General features: G+C 38.5%; 15 protein-coding genes. 8 read left to right on the top strand and 7 right to left on the bottom strand.

The genetic code is table 11. From position 1 onward, the window contains the following. Window positions 1-205: 205 nt before the first annotated feature. The 4 genes from AAHB12_RS11990 (at window position 206) to AAHB12_RS11975 (ending at window position 5,839) form a co-directional block, all read left to right on the top strand. Window positions 206-4,435, top strand: coding sequence for a cation-translocating P-type ATPase (locus AAHB12_RS11990; RefSeq protein ID WP_342045477.1), 4,230 nt, complete (start codon window positions 206-208; stop codon window positions 4,433-4,435). A gap of 60 nt (window positions 4,436-4,495) precedes the next feature. Then, window positions 4,496-4,765: a DUF5132 domain-containing protein gene (locus tag AAHB12_RS11985; protein WP_129729551.1), complete on the top strand. Its 270-nt coding sequence runs from the start codon at window positions 4,496-4,498 to the stop codon at window positions 4,763-4,765. Between the two features lie 27 nt (window positions 4,766-4,792). Further along, on the top strand, window positions 4,793-5,026 hold the full coding sequence (locus AAHB12_RS11980; RefSeq protein WP_129729549.1) for a hypothetical protein: 234 nt from the start codon (window positions 4,793-4,795) through the stop codon (window positions 5,024-5,026). A gap of 630 nt (window positions 5,027-5,656) precedes the next feature. Next, a complete protein-coding gene (locus AAHB12_RS11975; protein ID WP_129729547.1) occupies window positions 5,657-5,839 on the top strand; it encodes a hypothetical protein in 183 nt (60 codons plus the stop codon). Between the two features lie 410 nt (window positions 5,840-6,249). Here AAHB12_RS11975 and AAHB12_RS11970 read toward each other — a convergent pair whose 3' ends face one another. Both AAHB12_RS11970 and AAHB12_RS11965 read right to left on the bottom strand, forming a co-directional pair. Further along, entirely contained in the window at window positions 6,250-7,005 is a 756-nt protein-coding gene (locus AAHB12_RS11970) for a (S)-benzoin forming benzil reductase (protein WP_129729545.1), read from the bottom strand. A 175-nt stretch (window positions 7,006-7,180) separates the two neighbouring features. After that, window positions 7,181-7,360: an H-type small acid-soluble spore protein gene (locus tag AAHB12_RS11965; RefSeq protein WP_342045476.1), complete on the bottom strand. Its 180-nt coding sequence runs from the start codon at window positions 7,358-7,360 to the stop codon at window positions 7,181-7,183. A gap of 616 nt (window positions 7,361-7,976) precedes the next feature. Here AAHB12_RS11965 and AAHB12_RS11960 point away from each other — a divergent pair. Next, a complete protein-coding gene (locus AAHB12_RS11960) occupies window positions 7,977-8,651 on the top strand; it encodes a serine/threonine protein kinase (RefSeq protein ID WP_342045475.1) in 675 nt (224 codons plus the stop codon). Between the two features lie 115 nt (window positions 8,652-8,766). Here the strand turns inward: AAHB12_RS11960 and AAHB12_RS11955 are convergent, their stop codons facing one another. The 3 genes from AAHB12_RS11955 to AAHB12_RS11945 form a co-directional block, all read right to left on the bottom strand. Next, a complete protein-coding gene (locus tag AAHB12_RS11955) occupies window positions 8,767-9,489 on the bottom strand; it encodes a hypothetical protein (RefSeq protein ID WP_342045474.1) in 723 nt (240 codons plus the stop codon). A 136-nt stretch (window positions 9,490-9,625) separates the two neighbouring features. Continuing rightward, a complete protein-coding gene (locus AAHB12_RS11950; RefSeq protein ID WP_342045473.1) occupies window positions 9,626-11,041 on the bottom strand; it encodes an amino acid permease in 1,416 nt (471 codons plus the stop codon). A 401-nt stretch (window positions 11,042-11,442) separates the two neighbouring features. Further along, on the bottom strand, window positions 11,443-11,973 hold the full coding sequence (locus tag AAHB12_RS11945) for a hypothetical protein (protein ID WP_342045472.1): 531 nt from the start codon (window positions 11,971-11,973) through the stop codon (window positions 11,443-11,445). A gap of 160 nt (window positions 11,974-12,133) precedes the next feature. On the opposite strand from AAHB12_RS11945, the gene ppnP reads away from it, so the two are divergent. Next, window positions 12,134-12,448 carry a pyrimidine/purine nucleoside phosphorylase gene (ppnP, locus tag AAHB12_RS11940; protein WP_129725890.1) on the top strand — a complete coding sequence of 105 codons (315 nt, stop codon included), beginning with the start codon at window positions 12,134-12,136 and terminating at the stop codon, window positions 12,446-12,448. 121 nt (window positions 12,449-12,569) lie between these two features. Here ppnP and AAHB12_RS11935 read toward each other — a convergent pair whose 3' ends face one another. Then, window positions 12,570-12,998, bottom strand: a complete 429-nt coding sequence (locus AAHB12_RS11935) for a hypothetical protein (RefSeq protein ID WP_129725789.1) — start codon at window positions 12,996-12,998, stop codon at window positions 12,570-12,572. 172 nt (window positions 12,999-13,170) lie between these two features. Then, entirely contained in the window at window positions 13,171-13,392 is a 222-nt protein-coding gene (gene yppF, locus AAHB12_RS31770) for a YppF family protein (protein WP_379950254.1), read from the bottom strand. 64 nt (window positions 13,393-13,456) lie between these two features. On the opposite strand from yppF, the gene AAHB12_RS11930 reads away from it, so the two are divergent. Continuing rightward, on the top strand, window positions 13,457-13,930 hold the full coding sequence (locus AAHB12_RS11930) for a DUF3231 family protein (protein ID WP_342045471.1): 474 nt from the start codon (window positions 13,457-13,459) through the stop codon (window positions 13,928-13,930). Window positions 13,931-14,113: 183 nt separating this feature from the next. Further along, the gene (locus AAHB12_RS11925; protein WP_129725795.1) at window positions 14,114-15,454 is read left to right on the top strand and encodes an MDR family MFS transporter; all 1,341 of its coding nucleotides are present in this window, start codon (window positions 14,114-14,116) and stop codon (window positions 15,452-15,454) included. The last annotated feature ends 523 nt before the right edge of the window (window positions 15,455-15,977 follow it).

Here is a 15,977-nt window from a genome sequence, read left to right as displayed (position 1 = left end):
TCTTTTGTATAATTCTTCCACTTTTAGTGTTGTTTTGCAACCAGTCTTCACCTCCTTGATAATGCGAATTTTACCCAAATTTGGTTACATTTATTTTCATTATCTACAAAAAGTGTGTTTTTAATCATGAATATAATACAAAAAATCCGTCTAAAATATTATTTGTATAAAAAATTAGGATGGCAAGAAGGGAGGTGGCAAGAGAATGCATGAAATATCGTTTAAACCGCGATCTTTTCATATTCTCCCTGGCAGAGCTAGATTTGAACTATTTGGATTACAACATAACCCTGAGATAGCTGAGAAGTTTGAAGAAATTTTCTCTTCTATTGAGGGAGTCACATCTGTTTGTGCAAATAGCGATTCAGGGAAAGTATTGTTAGTGTTTAATGAAAATAAAGTAAGTCTAAACGTTCTTTTGTTATTTATCAAAAAATTTGAAGAAGTTTTGTTTAAGAAACGACACATAACTGAGGAAGAGACTGCACTTGGAAATGAAGAAGAACATGCTGTTATATACAGTGAAGTTGCTGCAACCGCTGAAAGTGCAATCGCACCTTCTTATTTTGAATCTATTCCGTATACAAAAAATACGGCTATAGATGAAGAAAGAGTTCCCTTGCCGCTTACTTTATCGATAGCGGGACTGGGGATTTTAGGAGTTAAGCAGTTATTTTGGGGAAGGTCTGCTTTGGCAAGACATCCTCTTCCTTTTTTCCTTAGCAGTGCGATAGCAATTGGTACTGGATACCCCTTTTTGAAAAAAGGGTTGCATAATATGCAACAAAAGAAAAAGCTGAATGTAGATTTATTACTTGGTGTCAGTTCGTTAGGATTGGCGCTCGTTCGGGAAAACTTAGTTGTTTTAGCCGGCATTAGTATTCTCCAATATTTAAACTGGAAACGCAGACAGGTGAAAACAGATCTATTAGACCAGCCATGCGTATCGCCTCAGATTGAAGCTTACAGCCGACGCGCAAGCAGATTTGGTTTAGTCGCGGCTGGGGCTAGTTTTGCGTTGACAAGAAATCCTATGGCTGCACTAGGTGTTTTATTGGCAGCTAATCCTCGTCCAGTTTTAACCTCCACCGAGTATGCTTGGAAGCAAGCAGAGCATGTTGCAAGGGAACATGAACAGTGTATCCCGGAGAACGGATCGATGTATCAGTTATCACAAACAAAAGCGGTTGTATTTGAAGATGCTTCTTTAATTGCTGATAACGGAACAATAAGACAAGAAGCGGCAGCGTTATTTAAGCGATTGCGTCCTGGAACTATAATAGATGCTAAAACCAATCAGAATGATGTAAATCTAGAAGACTTATCAAGCTTTTTAGCAAAACATTTTAATCTGGAATTTAGAGAAATAACCAGACCTTTCCCAGCCCAAAGGGATGAAATCTTATTTGTTACAGATGATGTATCAAATGGAACAGAAAATATCTTGTCTTTTTACCCTTCTATAAGAATCGGGCAATTGCCAGAACTTGCAAAAAGTTATCAGCATGCCGAACAGCTGGATAATCTTGTCCATACAAATGCAAAAATAACATCTTTATGGAATTTGATTGGAACAGCAATTGCTGCACCGCTATTTGTAGCTGCGCCGGTAGTTAATTTGATTGCGGACACGTTAACGCTAAGCTTCTTAACAAAAATAAAAAAATGGACGGAGCAGCATATCGGGGCAGGAAAACAAGCGAAAGGGCAAGCAAGAGGGAATGGCGAAGGAAAGGCGGATGGCCATCCTTGGCATGCAATGGATGAGAAGGAAATTCTTCATCTTCTGAAAACGGATGAACTATATGGTTTAGATGAACAGCAAATCAAAACAGCTATGCATACCTATGGTTCGAATAAAATCCAGACAAAGCAACGACCTCATTGGATAAAAAGCTATCTAGCCCAATTCAAGGAGTTTACGACGATTATTTTAGGGACAACCGCTTTATTAAGCATCGTTTCTGGACATGTATTTGATGGAGCCGCAATGGGCTCGATTCTTTTGTTAAATGCTGCGATTTCGACGATGCAAGAACGGAAAGCGGAAGGTGCTGTTGAAGCGATGACCCGCTTCGTACCGCCAAATTGTCATGTAATTCGAAAGGGAGAGAAAGCAGAAATACCTGCAGAAGACCTCGTTCCAGGCGATGTTGTAGTGCTCGAAGCAGGAGACCGTGTTCCTGCCGATTTGAGATTAATTCAAGGATGGAATCTGGAAGTGAATGAGTCTTCTCTATCAGGTGAATCGCTGCCTGTTAGAAAGACTGCTGGAAAGCTTTCGAAAGAAGAGGCTCTTTCTGACCGGATAAACATGCTGTATATGGGAACGCATGTAACGAGGGGGAAAGCTCTCGCGGTTGTTGTACAAACAGGAAGAGATACTGAGATAGGTCATCTTATGTCGCTATTAAGTGAGGAAAATGATACAGAGACACCATTGCAAAAACAAGTGACTTCCATTAGTAAAACATTTATGAAGGGTGCTTTAGCAGCAGGTGCTGTTGTATTTGTTGTGGGTTTGCTTAGAGGAAACCCAATTTCACAAATGGTTACTACTTCTTTGGCTTTGACGGCATCGGCGATTCCTGAAGGACTTCCGATGACGATTACGATTGCTTTAACTGCTGGTATATTCCGCATGGCAAAGAAACAAACTTTAGTCCAAAATTTATCTTCTTTAGAGACGTTAGGAAGAACAACGGTTATTTGTTCGGATAAAACAGGAACACTAACGAAAAATGAAATGACCGTCAAGAAAATAGCAACGATTGATACTGAATTCCATGCAACTGGAGATGGATATGCCCCAGAAGGAAAGATTATTGATAAAAATGGAGTAGAAAAAAAATCTAAGGAACTGGATAAGCTTTTGGAAATTGGATTATTGTGCAGTAACACTTCATTGCATTTTGAAAATGAACGCTGGGGAATCAAGGGAGACCCGACTGAGGGTGCCGTTGTGACATTGGCTGCAAAACGCAATTTCCATTTGGAAAATCACAAACATTGGAAGCGCATTCACGAAATTCCTTTTGATTCAAGTTCAGGCATGATGACAGTTGCGTGCAAGAGTGAAGAAGACAAAAGAAAATGTTTTGTTATGTCAAAGGGTTCAGTGGAAAAGATTTTGAACTGTTGTACCCATTATCAGCAACATGGACAAAGATACGTGTTGACAGATGAAATAAAGGAGGCAATTTTACAGCAAAATGAAAAATATGCTGAGCAGTCTCTCCGTGTTTTAGCGTTTGCGTATCGTCCAATTGATCATAACGGCGAAGATACTTGCTTCGATGATATGAATGATAGATTAATCTATGTTGGCATGGCCGGTATGATAGATCCTCCAAAGCCTGATGTAGAAAAGAGTATCCGTGAAGCTCTAGAATTAGGAATTAAACCAATTATGATTACAGGCGACCATCCTGTTACTGCATTGGCCATTGCAAAGCAAATAGGAATTTGCAACGGAGGAAAGAAAGTTGTCGTCGGCAACGAGCTAGACCGGATGTCGGATGAGGAGTTAAGAAACATCATCAACGATATTTGTATCTTTGCAAGGGTCACTCCTGAACATAAGCTTCGCATTGTCACGATGTTACAACAACAAGGACATGTTGTGGCAATGACAGGAGACGGCGTAAATGACTCTCCTGCTATAAAAAGGGCAGATATAGGAATTGCAATGGGGCAAACCGGTTCACAAGTAACAAAGGAAACAGCAGATATGGTTCTAAAGGAAGACCATTTTGGATCCATTGTAGACGGAGTAAAAGAAGGAAGAACCATCATCGGAAACATTCGTAAAGCGCTCGGGTGTTTATTGAGCGGAAATTTGGCTGAAATTATTGTGACGGGTGCCGCTGTAATTGCGGGAATGCCGCTTCCGATTGTACCAATTCAAATCCTAGTAATGAACCTCTTAACAGATGCGCTACCTGCAATGGTGTTGGCTGTTAACCCGGGCAACAAAGCAAAACAGACAAAACGTCAAGAAATTGTGGATGCATCCCTATATAAGCAAGTTGTTACACGTGGAGTGCTATTAGGGGCGGGAGCCTTAAGTCTGTTTGCGTTAAGCTTAGGCCGCGGATCTTCTTTAGCTACAGCTCGAACAATTGCATTTGCAACGTTAGTAGCAGGTCAATTAATCCAAACTTTCTCATGGAGACAAACAGGATCCAAAGAAAGCCTTCGTGATTGGTCAAAAGATCGTTTCTTAGTAGGCGCACTAGGAGTTTCTTGGCTCGCATTGTTATCAACTATTTATATTGGCCCGCTGCATGGTGTATTTAGCACAGTTTCTTTACCGATTATTTCATGGGTTCCAATATTAGCGGTTGCGAGCAGCGCCGCAATTGTAGCAAAGCCGGTTGTAAATATGTTAACTCGTAAAAAAACAAATAGGATTGCACTTCAGGCAGCTGCATAGGTATAAAAAGGAAAAATTTGACCAGACTAAAATAATAACGTTTTTTGTAGGAGGAATATAATGGTACAAAGAGGTATACAGAGAGTGATCGTAGGATCTGCTCTTGTCATCGCTACATCAGCCTTGTTACCGATAGCTAAAGAAGTGTTAAGACCTGTTGCAAGAGATTTATCAAGACAAATGAAGTTTCTTCTTGTATCAGCAAAAGAAGGGATTGAAGATGTCGTTGCCGAGGTTAAATTTGAACGAATGAAGGCACAACTCGATAAGGATATGTTTATCGATTGCGAGGTAGAAATAGTAGAAAGAAACGAAGCGATGTTTCGTTAAAATTGTATATTCGAGAGGAGGAATCGTATGAACGAACAAAATGACATGATTTATCATTTAAGACAAGCACTTTCTCATTTGGACCAAGCGCTGAATATGACTATTCAATCACTGCGTGAACGTCCAGAATTTAAAAAGAGCGCGGGCGCTATTTGGGAAGAATTCTTAGGAACATTTTTTGGAAAGGTTCGGGCAAAAGGGAAGGAGAATAACATCAATCTGTTAAGTCTCATTTCGTTTCCAAAATTAAGGAGATTTTAATTTAAGACTGACTCAAATGGTCAAAAAATGTGGCCTTTTGGAGTCAGTCTTCTCTTTTAAAAGGATTTGGGAATGTGTCTATCAACTCAAAATCCCTTGCCCCACTTCTGAATAATTAAGGTTTCTACCCTTTTTAACTTAACATAAAAAAGGAGCAAGTATCGGCTTTTAGTTTATAGATATTTTTAATTGCTTTACTCCAAAAATTGTTAATATTTCCTCTTTTTTCTGAATACTTTAAAAGTAGCGAAAAAATAGGATGAGAGATGAAACATTCAATATTTTGTATCTTCAAGCGAGACATGTCAATCAGCTAATTACGTTAGAACACAAAGGGTATCTGCCAGAGTGTCAAAATGATCGTACACTTACGAAGTTGAGTCTTAAGGTCAGCTATGGAGCAAGAGGTTTTATCCGATTCCCCTCCGTTTATAGCTTGTCTCGTTACACCACATACAACAATCCTTCTGAAAGCTCCTATATATAAATGAATTCCTTTTCAATACGTTCGTGACCAAAGTAACAGCTTTTGAACTGGATTTATTATATAGTATAATGATTCGTAATATTAGGTATTCCTTATAATTCGTTGTGAAATGAAGTAGGTACAGAATAATAGGGGGGAGAAACATGAGGAAAGGTGATACTGTTTTTTATAATGGGAAACACTATATAGTTGTTCACATATTTGATAATGGATTTGTAGAAATTGGAATTCCTGAGCTCGATAATTGGTTATCAGTTGAAATTGTTCCAATTGTAAAGATTGAGCACATCGTTCGGAGAAAGAAGAAACTCACAAAAAAACTCTAAATATTCACAGATTGGGCGTCTCATTTTTTTGATTGAAAGTGAAAAGGTCACGCCTTATGAGGAATTTATGGAAGTGGTTTGAGCCAAAATCCATTTTAAACTTTTCTAAATGAATGATTCATCTGTGTAAGGGCAATGAGCTGTCTTACCTATGGAGTGTATGAGCGGATTTTGCCAGATTATAAGCAAATTTATGATTAGAGCGCTGGAGAGCAAGTGAGCGGTCATTATCGCCAATTTGACAAATCGTACAGCAACGTATCAATACGAGGGAATTATACTCTCCTCTGATAATCTAGTACTTCAAAACTATCTGATAGAAGAGCGTGAATCTATGGTTTCATTCGACTTAAGACCGTATGAACGTATGTATATGGTCTAAATAAAAAGCAAGGGGGTCTCCTTGCTTTTCATTGTTGGGTATTGATGCGGACTACGCCGCCTTGTTCAAAATGATCTGCTTCTAGCAAATCAACAATTACGCGTGCTACATAGGAAGGGGAGAGCAATTTTCCTTCTTTCTTTAGAGAAAGGAAGCGATCGATATGGATAAAGTCTTCCTTGTCTGTATTCCGAATTTGTTCTTGCATACTTGTGTCTACAACGCCAGGAGCAAAGGATAGGATTTTGGTCGGATAGGTTTTTCCTTCCTCTTCAAGTGCGACGCAGCGAGTAAACATATCAATGCCAGCTTTTGTTGTACAATATGCACTCCAACCAGAATAAGGATTTTTACCAGCTCCTGATGAAATGTTAATGATGCGTTTTTCTAATGGCGCATCCTTTGTGCGTTTTAAAAACTCGGAAATAAGCAGCATTGGTGCAAGGAGATTTACTTCAACATTTTGAACAAGCAGTTCATTCTCGGCACGCTCTACCGGTTTTATCGGGTCGAGCATACCAGCATTGTTCACGAGATAAAGATCAGATGCACTATCTAAATCCATAGCAGCAAAAATTTCCTTCATTACTTCTTCTACATCTTGCAGATTATGTAAATCAAAGCTAAGCGGATAAAATAACACCCCTGCTTGCTTTGCTGTTTCTTCCAACAACGCATTTCGATGACGAGCGACTGAAAACACAATGACACCCTTTTCCAGCAGCTGTTTCGCAATAGCCTCCCCTAGACCGCGGGATGTTCCCGTAACAATTGCATATTTCATCAAAAATCACCTCCTCTATACACAAACATAACATTAAACGAATGAAGTGTAAATTCGGAATATTCTATAAGCAAATGAACGGTTTAAATTTAGTGAGGAATGGAGGCCTTGAAATAAGAGAAAGGTGCATAAATTTTATGGCAATAAGAAGGTCAGCCGTTTGAGGCTGACCTTCTTATTGTTCTTGGAGGCTGTTAACAGTAACTGTCTGCTCCTGCTCTGGATGAGAGATAGGATAAATACGTGCTGTCCCATCCTGCTCATTTACATGTTGAATCATGACCGGCGTCCCTTGAAATGTAACGTGAACAGTTTTTCCCGTTTCAGCAATTTCTTTTGCGCGTGCAATATTCATGAACCTGTCCTCCTGCTAAGTTATTTTTCTTAGCATGGCATAGAAACCAGTATGTTATGCTTATTCTGCACTGTAAAAAACGATAACTTTTCAGCCGGAAGTGAATTTGACACAGTTAGAAATTTTAGGAATATAATATAGATGCAAGTACATCTCTGTCTTCGCCCAAGGGCGGGGCTTGCCAGTCGGCGAGTTTTCTTTACACTGGAGGAAAATATAAATTTCCAGCTAGAAGGTCATTCGACGTAGCCGGAAATTTTAGGAATACAGTGTAAGTGCAACTACGCCTCTGTCTTCGCCCAAAAGCAGGGCTCGCCAGTCGGCAAGTTTTCTTTACACTGTAGAAAGGTATAAATTTCCAGCTAAGAGGTCATTCGACGTAGTCGGAAATTTTAGGAACACAGTGTAAGTGCAACTACGCCTCTGTCTTCGCCCAAAAGCAGGGCTCGCCAGTCGGCGAGTTTTCTTTAGAACGTAAGCATAAGAATATTGGAAACAGGCAGTTAGCAGGTTACCTGTTTCCAATATTTTTTATATGTTTCTACTGCCATGACCATGAAATGACGTGTAAAATGAAGAGAGAAGGTGCAGATGGGGATATATTGGAGCTGAGCAGATGGAGCAATTAAATAAATTCGTAGAGAGAATCGAAACAACGCTACTAAAGGGAGTTCGTCTAGAAAGCGAAAATCCGTATGATCCAGTTGTTGTTAAGCACACTCCAACTGGATGGAGCTGTATAGGAGCAGGAAACTATGCGGCTGTGTTTGCATACCAAGGAAATGAAGAGTGGGTTGTGAAAATTTATGCTAGGGAACAAGAAGGACTGAAAAAAGAAGCAAAGGTATACCGTAAGCTAGGGGGGCATCCTGCTTACTCTGAGCTTATTTATCAGGGAGAGCAATACTTAGTGTTAAAAAGGCTCAGGGGTATTACTTTATACGAAGCGGTTCATAAAGGGATACAAATTCACGAGAGTACTATCCACGATGTAAATGAAGCATTACAATATGCTAGAGAGCGCGGACTCACCCCTTGTGATATCCATGGGAAAAATGTGATGATGAATGAAGGGAAAGGGTATGTAGTTGACATCTCTGATTTTTATAAGCCTGGCGAGGACGAAAAGTGGAATGATTTAGTGAAAGCTTATTATAAATTCTATAAGCCATTTTTTTATAAATATTCTATACCAATCCCTGATTTTGTATTGGATGCTATACGGCACTCATATCGATTTTATCGAAAATGGAGAAAGAAAAGAAAGCAAGTGCAGTTGTATAAAGGATAAGATGTTTCCTTGCTTGTATGAACAAGTCCTTATAATAAAATAATCCTCTCCGATGTGTGTTGGAGAGGATTATTTATCTGTAGGGTATAAGCAGTGTTTGTGTTGTTATTCAAAGTTATCGGTAAGGAATCTCACGGGCTAAATATTCTCCTATTAGATCCTTAATATAAGGAGCTTCTTCTTCCTTGAAGAAAATCATAATGCCTTCTTCGGATTCTTCCCCATTTTCCTTTGTCACAGTATTGCGAAGCAGAACGCCGTCTCCTGTTTCTGGGACAATGCCAAGTTTATAATGAATGTTATACTCTATATCTCCATTAGGAGAGTGCTCTTCAATGTGAGCATATTTATCATTTGTAATCCACTCAATAGAATCATTCTCTTCGACGTCTTCTTCAAAATCATCATCATAGTCATCAAATTCTTCAGGATCATCATCATAGTCATCAAATTTTTCAGGATCATCATCGTAGTCACCAAATTCTTCATCTTCTTCATCGAAATCCGCATCTTCCATTTCATCCAAATATTCATGAAAAGCATCATGGATGAATGCGAGCATTTCATCTAAATTCCCAAACAGAGCCTTTGTTTCAAAAGCAGTATCCTCTTCAGAATGATAGCAATAAAATTCTTGATTGACTGGATCAAAATGGATGAGACAAAAGCTTTCCTGTTCACCCTCATCAAAACCGACAGCAACTGAGAAGATAAACGAAGGATGCTTTGTTGTTGTGTCTGTATCAAATACAATATTAAGTTCATCAAAGCCCTCGCATACGCCAGGAAGGCTTTGTCTTACTGCGTGTTCCATTCTATAAAACCATTCTAAGCTCATATGATCTCCTCCTCGCTATAACGACTACCCCTAAAGGTTTCCCATGTAAGGCCAAAACATGCTATTTACTTAGAAAAATACAAATAAGAGGAATAAAAAAAGGGCAATCACAGAACACTATGATTGCCCTTTTTTATTAGCTTGCTTGTTTTTTGCCTGCGTTAGCCCCGTTTAAGTTGCTGTGTCTGCGTCCGTATACGAAGTAAATAACAAGACCGATAACCAGCCAAATACCAAAGCTAATCCAAGTAACTGCAGGAAGCTGCAGTACGAGATATCCACAGAAGAGAACTGCTAAAATTGGAACTAACGGAACGAGTGGAACCATGAAGCCTCGTTTTAAGTTAGGTTGTGTTTTACGTAGTACTAAAATACCGACGGAAACCATAATAAACGCGAACAAGGTTCCGATGTTTGTTAGTTCCGCTAATTTGCTAAGAGGAAGTACTCCCGCAAAGAATGAAACAACTAAACCAATTAACCAAGAGTTTACCAATGGGGTTTGTGTTTTTGAATTTACTTTAGAGAACACTTTTGGAAGTAATCCGTCACGGCTCATTGCATAGAATAGACGAGTTTGTCCATACATCATAACAAGTAATACTGTTGTAATACCTGTGATTGCCCCTAGAGAGATAAAGCCTGCTATCCAATCTTGACCAATGTAATTTAACGCAAAAGCCACTGGATTTTTTACACCAAGCTCAGTGTAAGGGACAATCCCTGTTAAAATTGCAGAAACGACAATATATAATATAGTACAAATTGCCAAGGAGGAAATAATTCCAATTGGCATGTTACGCTTTGGATTTTTAACCTCTTCTGCAGCAGTTGAAACTGCATCAAAACCGATATAAGCAAAGAATACGGTTGCTGCACCTGTTGCTACACCGGAGAAGCCAAATGGCATAAATGGTGTCCAGTTGTCTGGTTTTACATACCATACACCTACGCCGATAAATAAAAGAACAACTGCTATTTTAATGATTACCATGATCGTATTGAAACGTGCTGATTTTTTTGCGCCTTGTGTTAATAGGAATGTCATAACAAAAACGATTAAAATAGCTGGTAAATCAATAAATGTACCCTTTTCTGGATTATATGCACTTGTTAAGGCTGTTGGGAAATGGATACCAAAGCCTGCAAGCAATCCTTGGAAATAACCGGACCAACCAGCTGCAACAGCTGAGGCTGCAACACCGTATTCCAAAATTAAATCCCATCCTAAAATCCAAGCGATCAGCTCACCAAACGTCGCATAGCTGTAAGTATAAGCGCTTCCAGACACTGGCACAGAAGAAGCGAATTCTGCATAGCAAAGAGCCGCAAATATGCAAGCCAGACCTGAAAGAACAAATGAGAGTACAAGTGCAGGTCCAGCGTGTTCAGCGGCTGCAACTCCTGTTAGTACGAAAATCCCCGTACCAATAATGGCACCGATTCCGAGCATCGTTAAATCGAATGCTCCTAGTTCTTTTTTGAGTCCTACACCTTTATTGTCAGATTCTTTAAGAAGAGTCTGAATAGACTTCTTTCGAAAAAGACTCATATAAATCACCTTCCTAGTTTGCTGAAAAAATTATGTCGAAATATTTTGTTCGCAGAAGTGATTGTATAATGGATATGACAGTTTGTAAAGTTTAAATATTAAAAAAATTATAGAAAGATATGACAAATTCTTTAAATTTATATATAAAGCAACCGAAAAATATAAGGGGTAATTGTTAGAATTTTAGATATATTCTTAACAAGACTAGTTCTTTAAAAGGTTGATAGAATGAGGAAATAAAAGGAATGGAATTATTAGAATAGTTTTTTGGGATCTGGGGAATAGCGGGATAAAAACTTATTTTTATTATTTTAGGAAATAGATGAAGGTTGGATTTATATTGTATGCGGATAAAAGAAAGGCGAAATAGATTGCAACTGCATTCCATTTCGCCTATCGCTTCATTCAGAGCGGCTGAGTCCAGCTTGGAAGGCTGCAAGGTGATTAAGGGAAGCGTGTCGAATGGTTGTCATCGCTCTTTGGACATCTGCAGGGATTCCGGGAGTCTCAAGAAGTTTAGTATACATTGAAATGTGATCTGTTTCTTTCTCGATGCCTACTCTAAAGGCTGCCTTTAAGGATGCTGGCGCTTCTGTAAGATTGGCAGCTTGATTTTTAGGGACAGGGACCTTGTAGGCTTTAAATAACGGTAGTAAGGTTTCAATATGTGATTGCTCGGCCTTTTTAATACGCACAAATGGTTTGACAGCCCCGAATTTTTGAATGACTGCGTCACACCTTGCCTGTGCTGCATATTCATCCTGAAGTGCGTATGTTAATGCCTTTTTTAATGTAATGGAAGAGTCTTGCAGTGCCCCCTTTGCTCCTAGGTTTTGGAGCGTATTTGTTTGAGCGGAAACAGTGTAAGATACTGTAAGGAACAAAATGGAGGCAATCATGCAGCTGATATACTTAGAAACCGAAGTTTTCATGACAAGAAAATTCTCCTTCCGTACTTGTATTACGAATAGCTTATACAATATTTGTAACAATATACAGATAGTATGAACGAAGGATAAAAGATGGTTTTCATTCTTTCAATTCTATGGTATTGTAAGACAATAACGCAAAGGAATGAGAATATTGACACAATTGACACAATTCGAAAATGTAACTATTTCAAAGAAAGCTAATGTGTATTTTGAAGGAAAGGTAACAAGCAGAACAGTAGTGTTCCCTGATGGTACAAAAAAGACATTGGGTATTATGCTTCCGGGAGAATACGAATTCTCTACTTCTGTGAAGGAAGAGATGGAATTCGTAGGAGGGACTTTAGAATATAAGTTACAAGGCCAAGATTGGCAAAAAATCGAGGAGAGCGGCGTATTCTATGTGCCTGCAAACGAGACATTTCTATTGAAGGTTTATACTGTTGCTGATTATTGCTGCTCATATATAAGTGAATAATTATCCATTAACCATGTAACAAATAGAGGGTGTCTCGAACTTCGGGACACCCTCTATTTTTAGTACACGAAGAGTGGGTTTTAAACTAACATACTGATTTTAGATGCTCGATGAGTTTTCTTTAGGTAGATGATAAAGGCTTGTTTCTTTCTTTTAGAATATCTTGAATGATTTCGATGTGAACGGCAGCCCAAGCTTTCTCGTGAAAGTGAAGGATCACGCTAATGGTTAGAAGGAGGATGTAAATAAAAGAGAAGCCAATGACAATTAAACCTCCGTAATTAAAAAGAAATTTTTGCAGTTGATTGGAGAATACTAACAAAATTAACGGTCCCGATGACACAAGGATAGGGATAATTCCTGAACCATTCTTTTCTTTAATCATACGATAATAAATTTTTTTTAACATACGGTCATCAATGGTACTATAAAACTTTTGGATTTCATCAATTTCTGTAAGTTCTTGGATAGATATAAACTGTTGGTCCTTACTCAGTGTTGTTTTTAGTTTTAGATAAAATCTATGAGCATCTCCGCGTGTTGCAAACATATTCAATCCTCCATTATTAAGGAATTCTTAATAGAAGATTTTGCATGAGAGCTGCTTTTTATACGTAGCTGAGGTATTTTAAGATAGGCTGCCTTAGCAGGAGTTGGTAGAATCTAGCTCATAATGCGGAAAAATGGATGTAGGAAAGGCTGGTTCACCATTCAGCCTTTCGCTATAAAGCTGTTCGGTTAAATGTTAGAATATTTTCAAGAATAAACCTCCCGGCTCTCTCCACTCCTCGCTTATTAAGCTCTCGAAATAAACTTTTATAGTCACTGGCAGATAAATCGCCACCAGTATAGCTTTTTTGCAGATAGTCTAATAATTCCGTTGTATGTAAAGGTACTCGTTTGTTCATGAGTATAAATTGGTGTATAAAGTCTTGCAGTAACACTATTACTCAACCTCCATATAACATGTTTAATATACAAAAATCATACCATGGAACCGATTACAAATTGATTATTTTGAAAATTCAAACTTGCGACATTTATCAACAATATCCTAGTTTATTTTTTTGCACTTTAAGAATGATGGGATTTGCTCAAGTAGCCAAACATCAGGAAGTAGAGCGGTATTTCTTAAGGGGAAAACAAATTGTCCAAAAGCATATGGACTTCTTTAGTGAGATTTTAAAGAAAGAAGACCTTTCTGCTCCTATGTCTTGGGATACAGCTGTTAGTAATTCTACAATAAGTCCCTTTTCAGATAAGTTGATGATGTTTCATGTATCCGCAATGACGGCAGCTGGAATAGGGAACTATAGAGTAGCTATGTCTGCAAGTCCAAGGCGGGATATTGGAATGAGATATGCATCCTTACTTCCTGAAGTTTCGTTATATGCAGAAGCTGGGGCTAATATTATGATTGAGCATGGTTGGTTAGAGGAATCGCCCCAAACAGATGACCGGGATAAGCTGGCAAAGGAATAAATAGTGCACGAATGCAAGCGATAAAGCCTGCAGTAAAAATCTGAGCTATTGATACTAATCAGATTTTTACTGCATAAGGTATGAATGCAGTATCGTTAAATTGTAGATAGCAGATGAATTCTTTTTGCTAATTAGTTAACATAGTGTATAATACCTTGTTGGTATAAAGGAGGGGCGGGACAAATGAAAAACAGAACTTCTATTATGATTAGCATTATCCTTGCGATGTTAGTTGCGTCTATGGATTCTACTATCATGAATACGACTATGCCGATTATTGCAAAGGAATTAGGGCGATTTGACCTATATGCGTGGTCATTTGCGTCATATATGATTTTTTGTACAGTTCTTTCGCCAGTTGCGGGAAGAATTTCTGATTTATTCGGAAGGAAACAAGTATTTGCATCGGGAATTATTTTATTCTTAATTGGTTCGCTTTTGTGTGGATTAGCTCAAGGTATGATACAACTGGTTATCTTCCGTGCTATTCAAGGAATCGGGGCGGGTGTCATGATGCCATTCCCTGCGATTATTGCAGGAGATTTATTTCCGATTGAGAAGCGTGGGAAGATTCAAGCCTTTTTTACGGCAATGTGGGGGCTCTCTGCGATATTGGCTCCGATGCTTGGTGCCTTCTTTGTAGAGTATATGACATGGAGATGGATTTTCTTTGTCAATTTGCCGATTTGTATTTTGTCTATTGTTATGCTGCTGCCGTATAAAGAGGTGTATACACCGAAAAAAGCAAGTGTGGATTATCTGGGTGCCGCTTTATTTGCGATTGGTGTCAGTCTGTTGCTGCTTGTGACGGTATTAGAGAGCGAGCAACTTTTATATGGGATTGCAGGAATTATGATTCTCGTTATCTTTTATTTTTATGAGAAAAAGCAAACGTCTCCTATTGTCCCGATATCGATGATTCACCACAAAACGATTAAGTGGATGAATATTAATGGATTCGTAGGATGTGCTGCTTTATTTGGTACATCCAGTTACATCCCTTTGTTTTTGCAGAGAATGGCCCATCAATCGATTTTTATGAGTGGTGTAGCGTTACTAGGTATGTCACTCGGCTGGATGGTGGCTGCTGTACCGGCAGGGAAATGGATCCTCAAATATGGATACCGTATGCTGCTTATTATTGGCAATGTTTTACTTGTTATGTCTGGTATTATGCTCGCTCTGCTGCAAGAAGGAAATGGCTTCTGGTATGTATTTATCGCTATGGTTGTTCAAGGGATTGCATTTGGTCTAATCTCGACCGTCAGCGTCATTGGTGCACAGCAATTTGTAGCACCGCATGAAAAAGGGATTTCGACGTCTTTCCTAATGTTCTCTCGTAATATCGGTACCGCGATTGGTGTAACAATTATGGGTGCTTTCCTGACAAAGGCGTCCATTTTTATGGAAGGTATGCACCATTTGTTTGTATTTGGGTTTGTAGGAAGTTTGCTTGCGCTTTTAACTGCATTCTTTATTCATGATAAATCGCATGAAGAAACAACGAGCGTACAAGTGGTGTAATAGATAAAAAGGATGAAAGTCACAGGCAGGTATGATTCACTCTATACTTGTTTGTGACTTTTTGTATGACGAAAAGGTGAAAATGAATAACGGCTCTTTTATAATCTTGACTACCCAATAACTGTTTTGTGTAATACATTAGATATACTAGAAGTGGCATCAGCAATTGGATTTATATAAATTGGTAATTGCAACCATTTTTTATTGCTTTTTGGCCGTGAATCCTGAATTTTTACATAAGTTTCATGTGAAAGTGCATGATATTAAACTTTATTAACACAGGGACATAACGTGTCCAAGGATTGCTTGTTATGCCCTCTTATAATATAATTTCACTTGGGAATATTAAGAAAAAACAGTTGTTTTTCTACATGACTTTTTTATGTTTGCTTTTGGATTTATAAATTTTTATCGATCCGCTCTCTAATTAAAAAACTCGGCTGAAACAATACCTTCTCATCCTTTCTTTACAGGTATGAAAAAGTTTGATAGAAATATCTTCGAGTTTTTGAGTCATGTTAAA

It is taken from the genome of Bacillus sp. OTU530 (assembly GCF_038440375.1).
The sequence above is the reverse complement of the archived record's forward strand: the minus strand, read 5'-3'. Positions and strand labels throughout refer to the sequence as shown.

What these genes read in the sequence shown, in the direction of transcription:
- AAHB12_RS11990 (WP_342045477.1), top strand. Translation starts at nt 206, where the DNA reads ATGCATGAAATATCGTTTAAACCGCGATCTTTTCATATTCTCCCTGGC.
- AAHB12_RS11985 (WP_129729551.1), top strand. Translation starts at nt 4,496, where the DNA reads ATGGTACAAAGAGGTATACAGAGAGTGATCGTAGGATCTGCTCTTGTC.
- AAHB12_RS11980 (WP_129729549.1), top strand. Translation starts at nt 4,793, where the DNA reads ATGAACGAACAAAATGACATGATTTATCATTTAAGACAAGCACTTTCT.
- AAHB12_RS11975 (WP_129729547.1), top strand. Translation starts at nt 5,657, where the DNA reads ATGAGGAAAGGTGATACTGTTTTTTATAATGGGAAACACTATATAGTT.
- AAHB12_RS11970 (WP_129729545.1), bottom strand. Translation starts at nt 7,005, where the DNA reads ATGAAATATGCAATTGTTACGGGAACATCCCGCGGTCTAGGGGAGGCT.
- AAHB12_RS11965 (WP_342045476.1), bottom strand. Translation starts at nt 7,360, where the DNA reads ATGAATATTGCACGCGCAAAAGAAATTGCTGAAACGGGAAAAACTGTT.
- AAHB12_RS11960 (WP_342045475.1), top strand. Translation starts at nt 7,977, where the DNA reads ATGGAGCAATTAAATAAATTCGTAGAGAGAATCGAAACAACGCTACTA.
- AAHB12_RS11955 (WP_342045474.1), bottom strand. Translation starts at nt 9,489, where the DNA reads ATGAGCTTAGAATGGTTTTATAGAATGGAACACGCAGTAAGACAAAGC.
- AAHB12_RS11950 (WP_342045473.1), bottom strand. Translation starts at nt 11,041, where the DNA reads ATGAGTCTTTTTCGAAAGAAGTCTATTCAGACTCTTCTTAAAGAATCT.
- AAHB12_RS11945 (WP_342045472.1), bottom strand. Translation starts at nt 11,973, where the DNA reads ATGAAAACTTCGGTTTCTAAGTATATCAGCTGCATGATTGCCTCCATT.
- AAHB12_RS11935 (WP_129725789.1), bottom strand. Translation starts at nt 12,998, where the DNA reads ATGTTTGCAACACGCGGAGATGCTCATAGATTTTATCTAAAACTAAAA.
- AAHB12_RS11925 (WP_129725795.1), top strand. Translation starts at nt 14,114, where the DNA reads ATGAAAAACAGAACTTCTATTATGATTAGCATTATCCTTGCGATGTTA.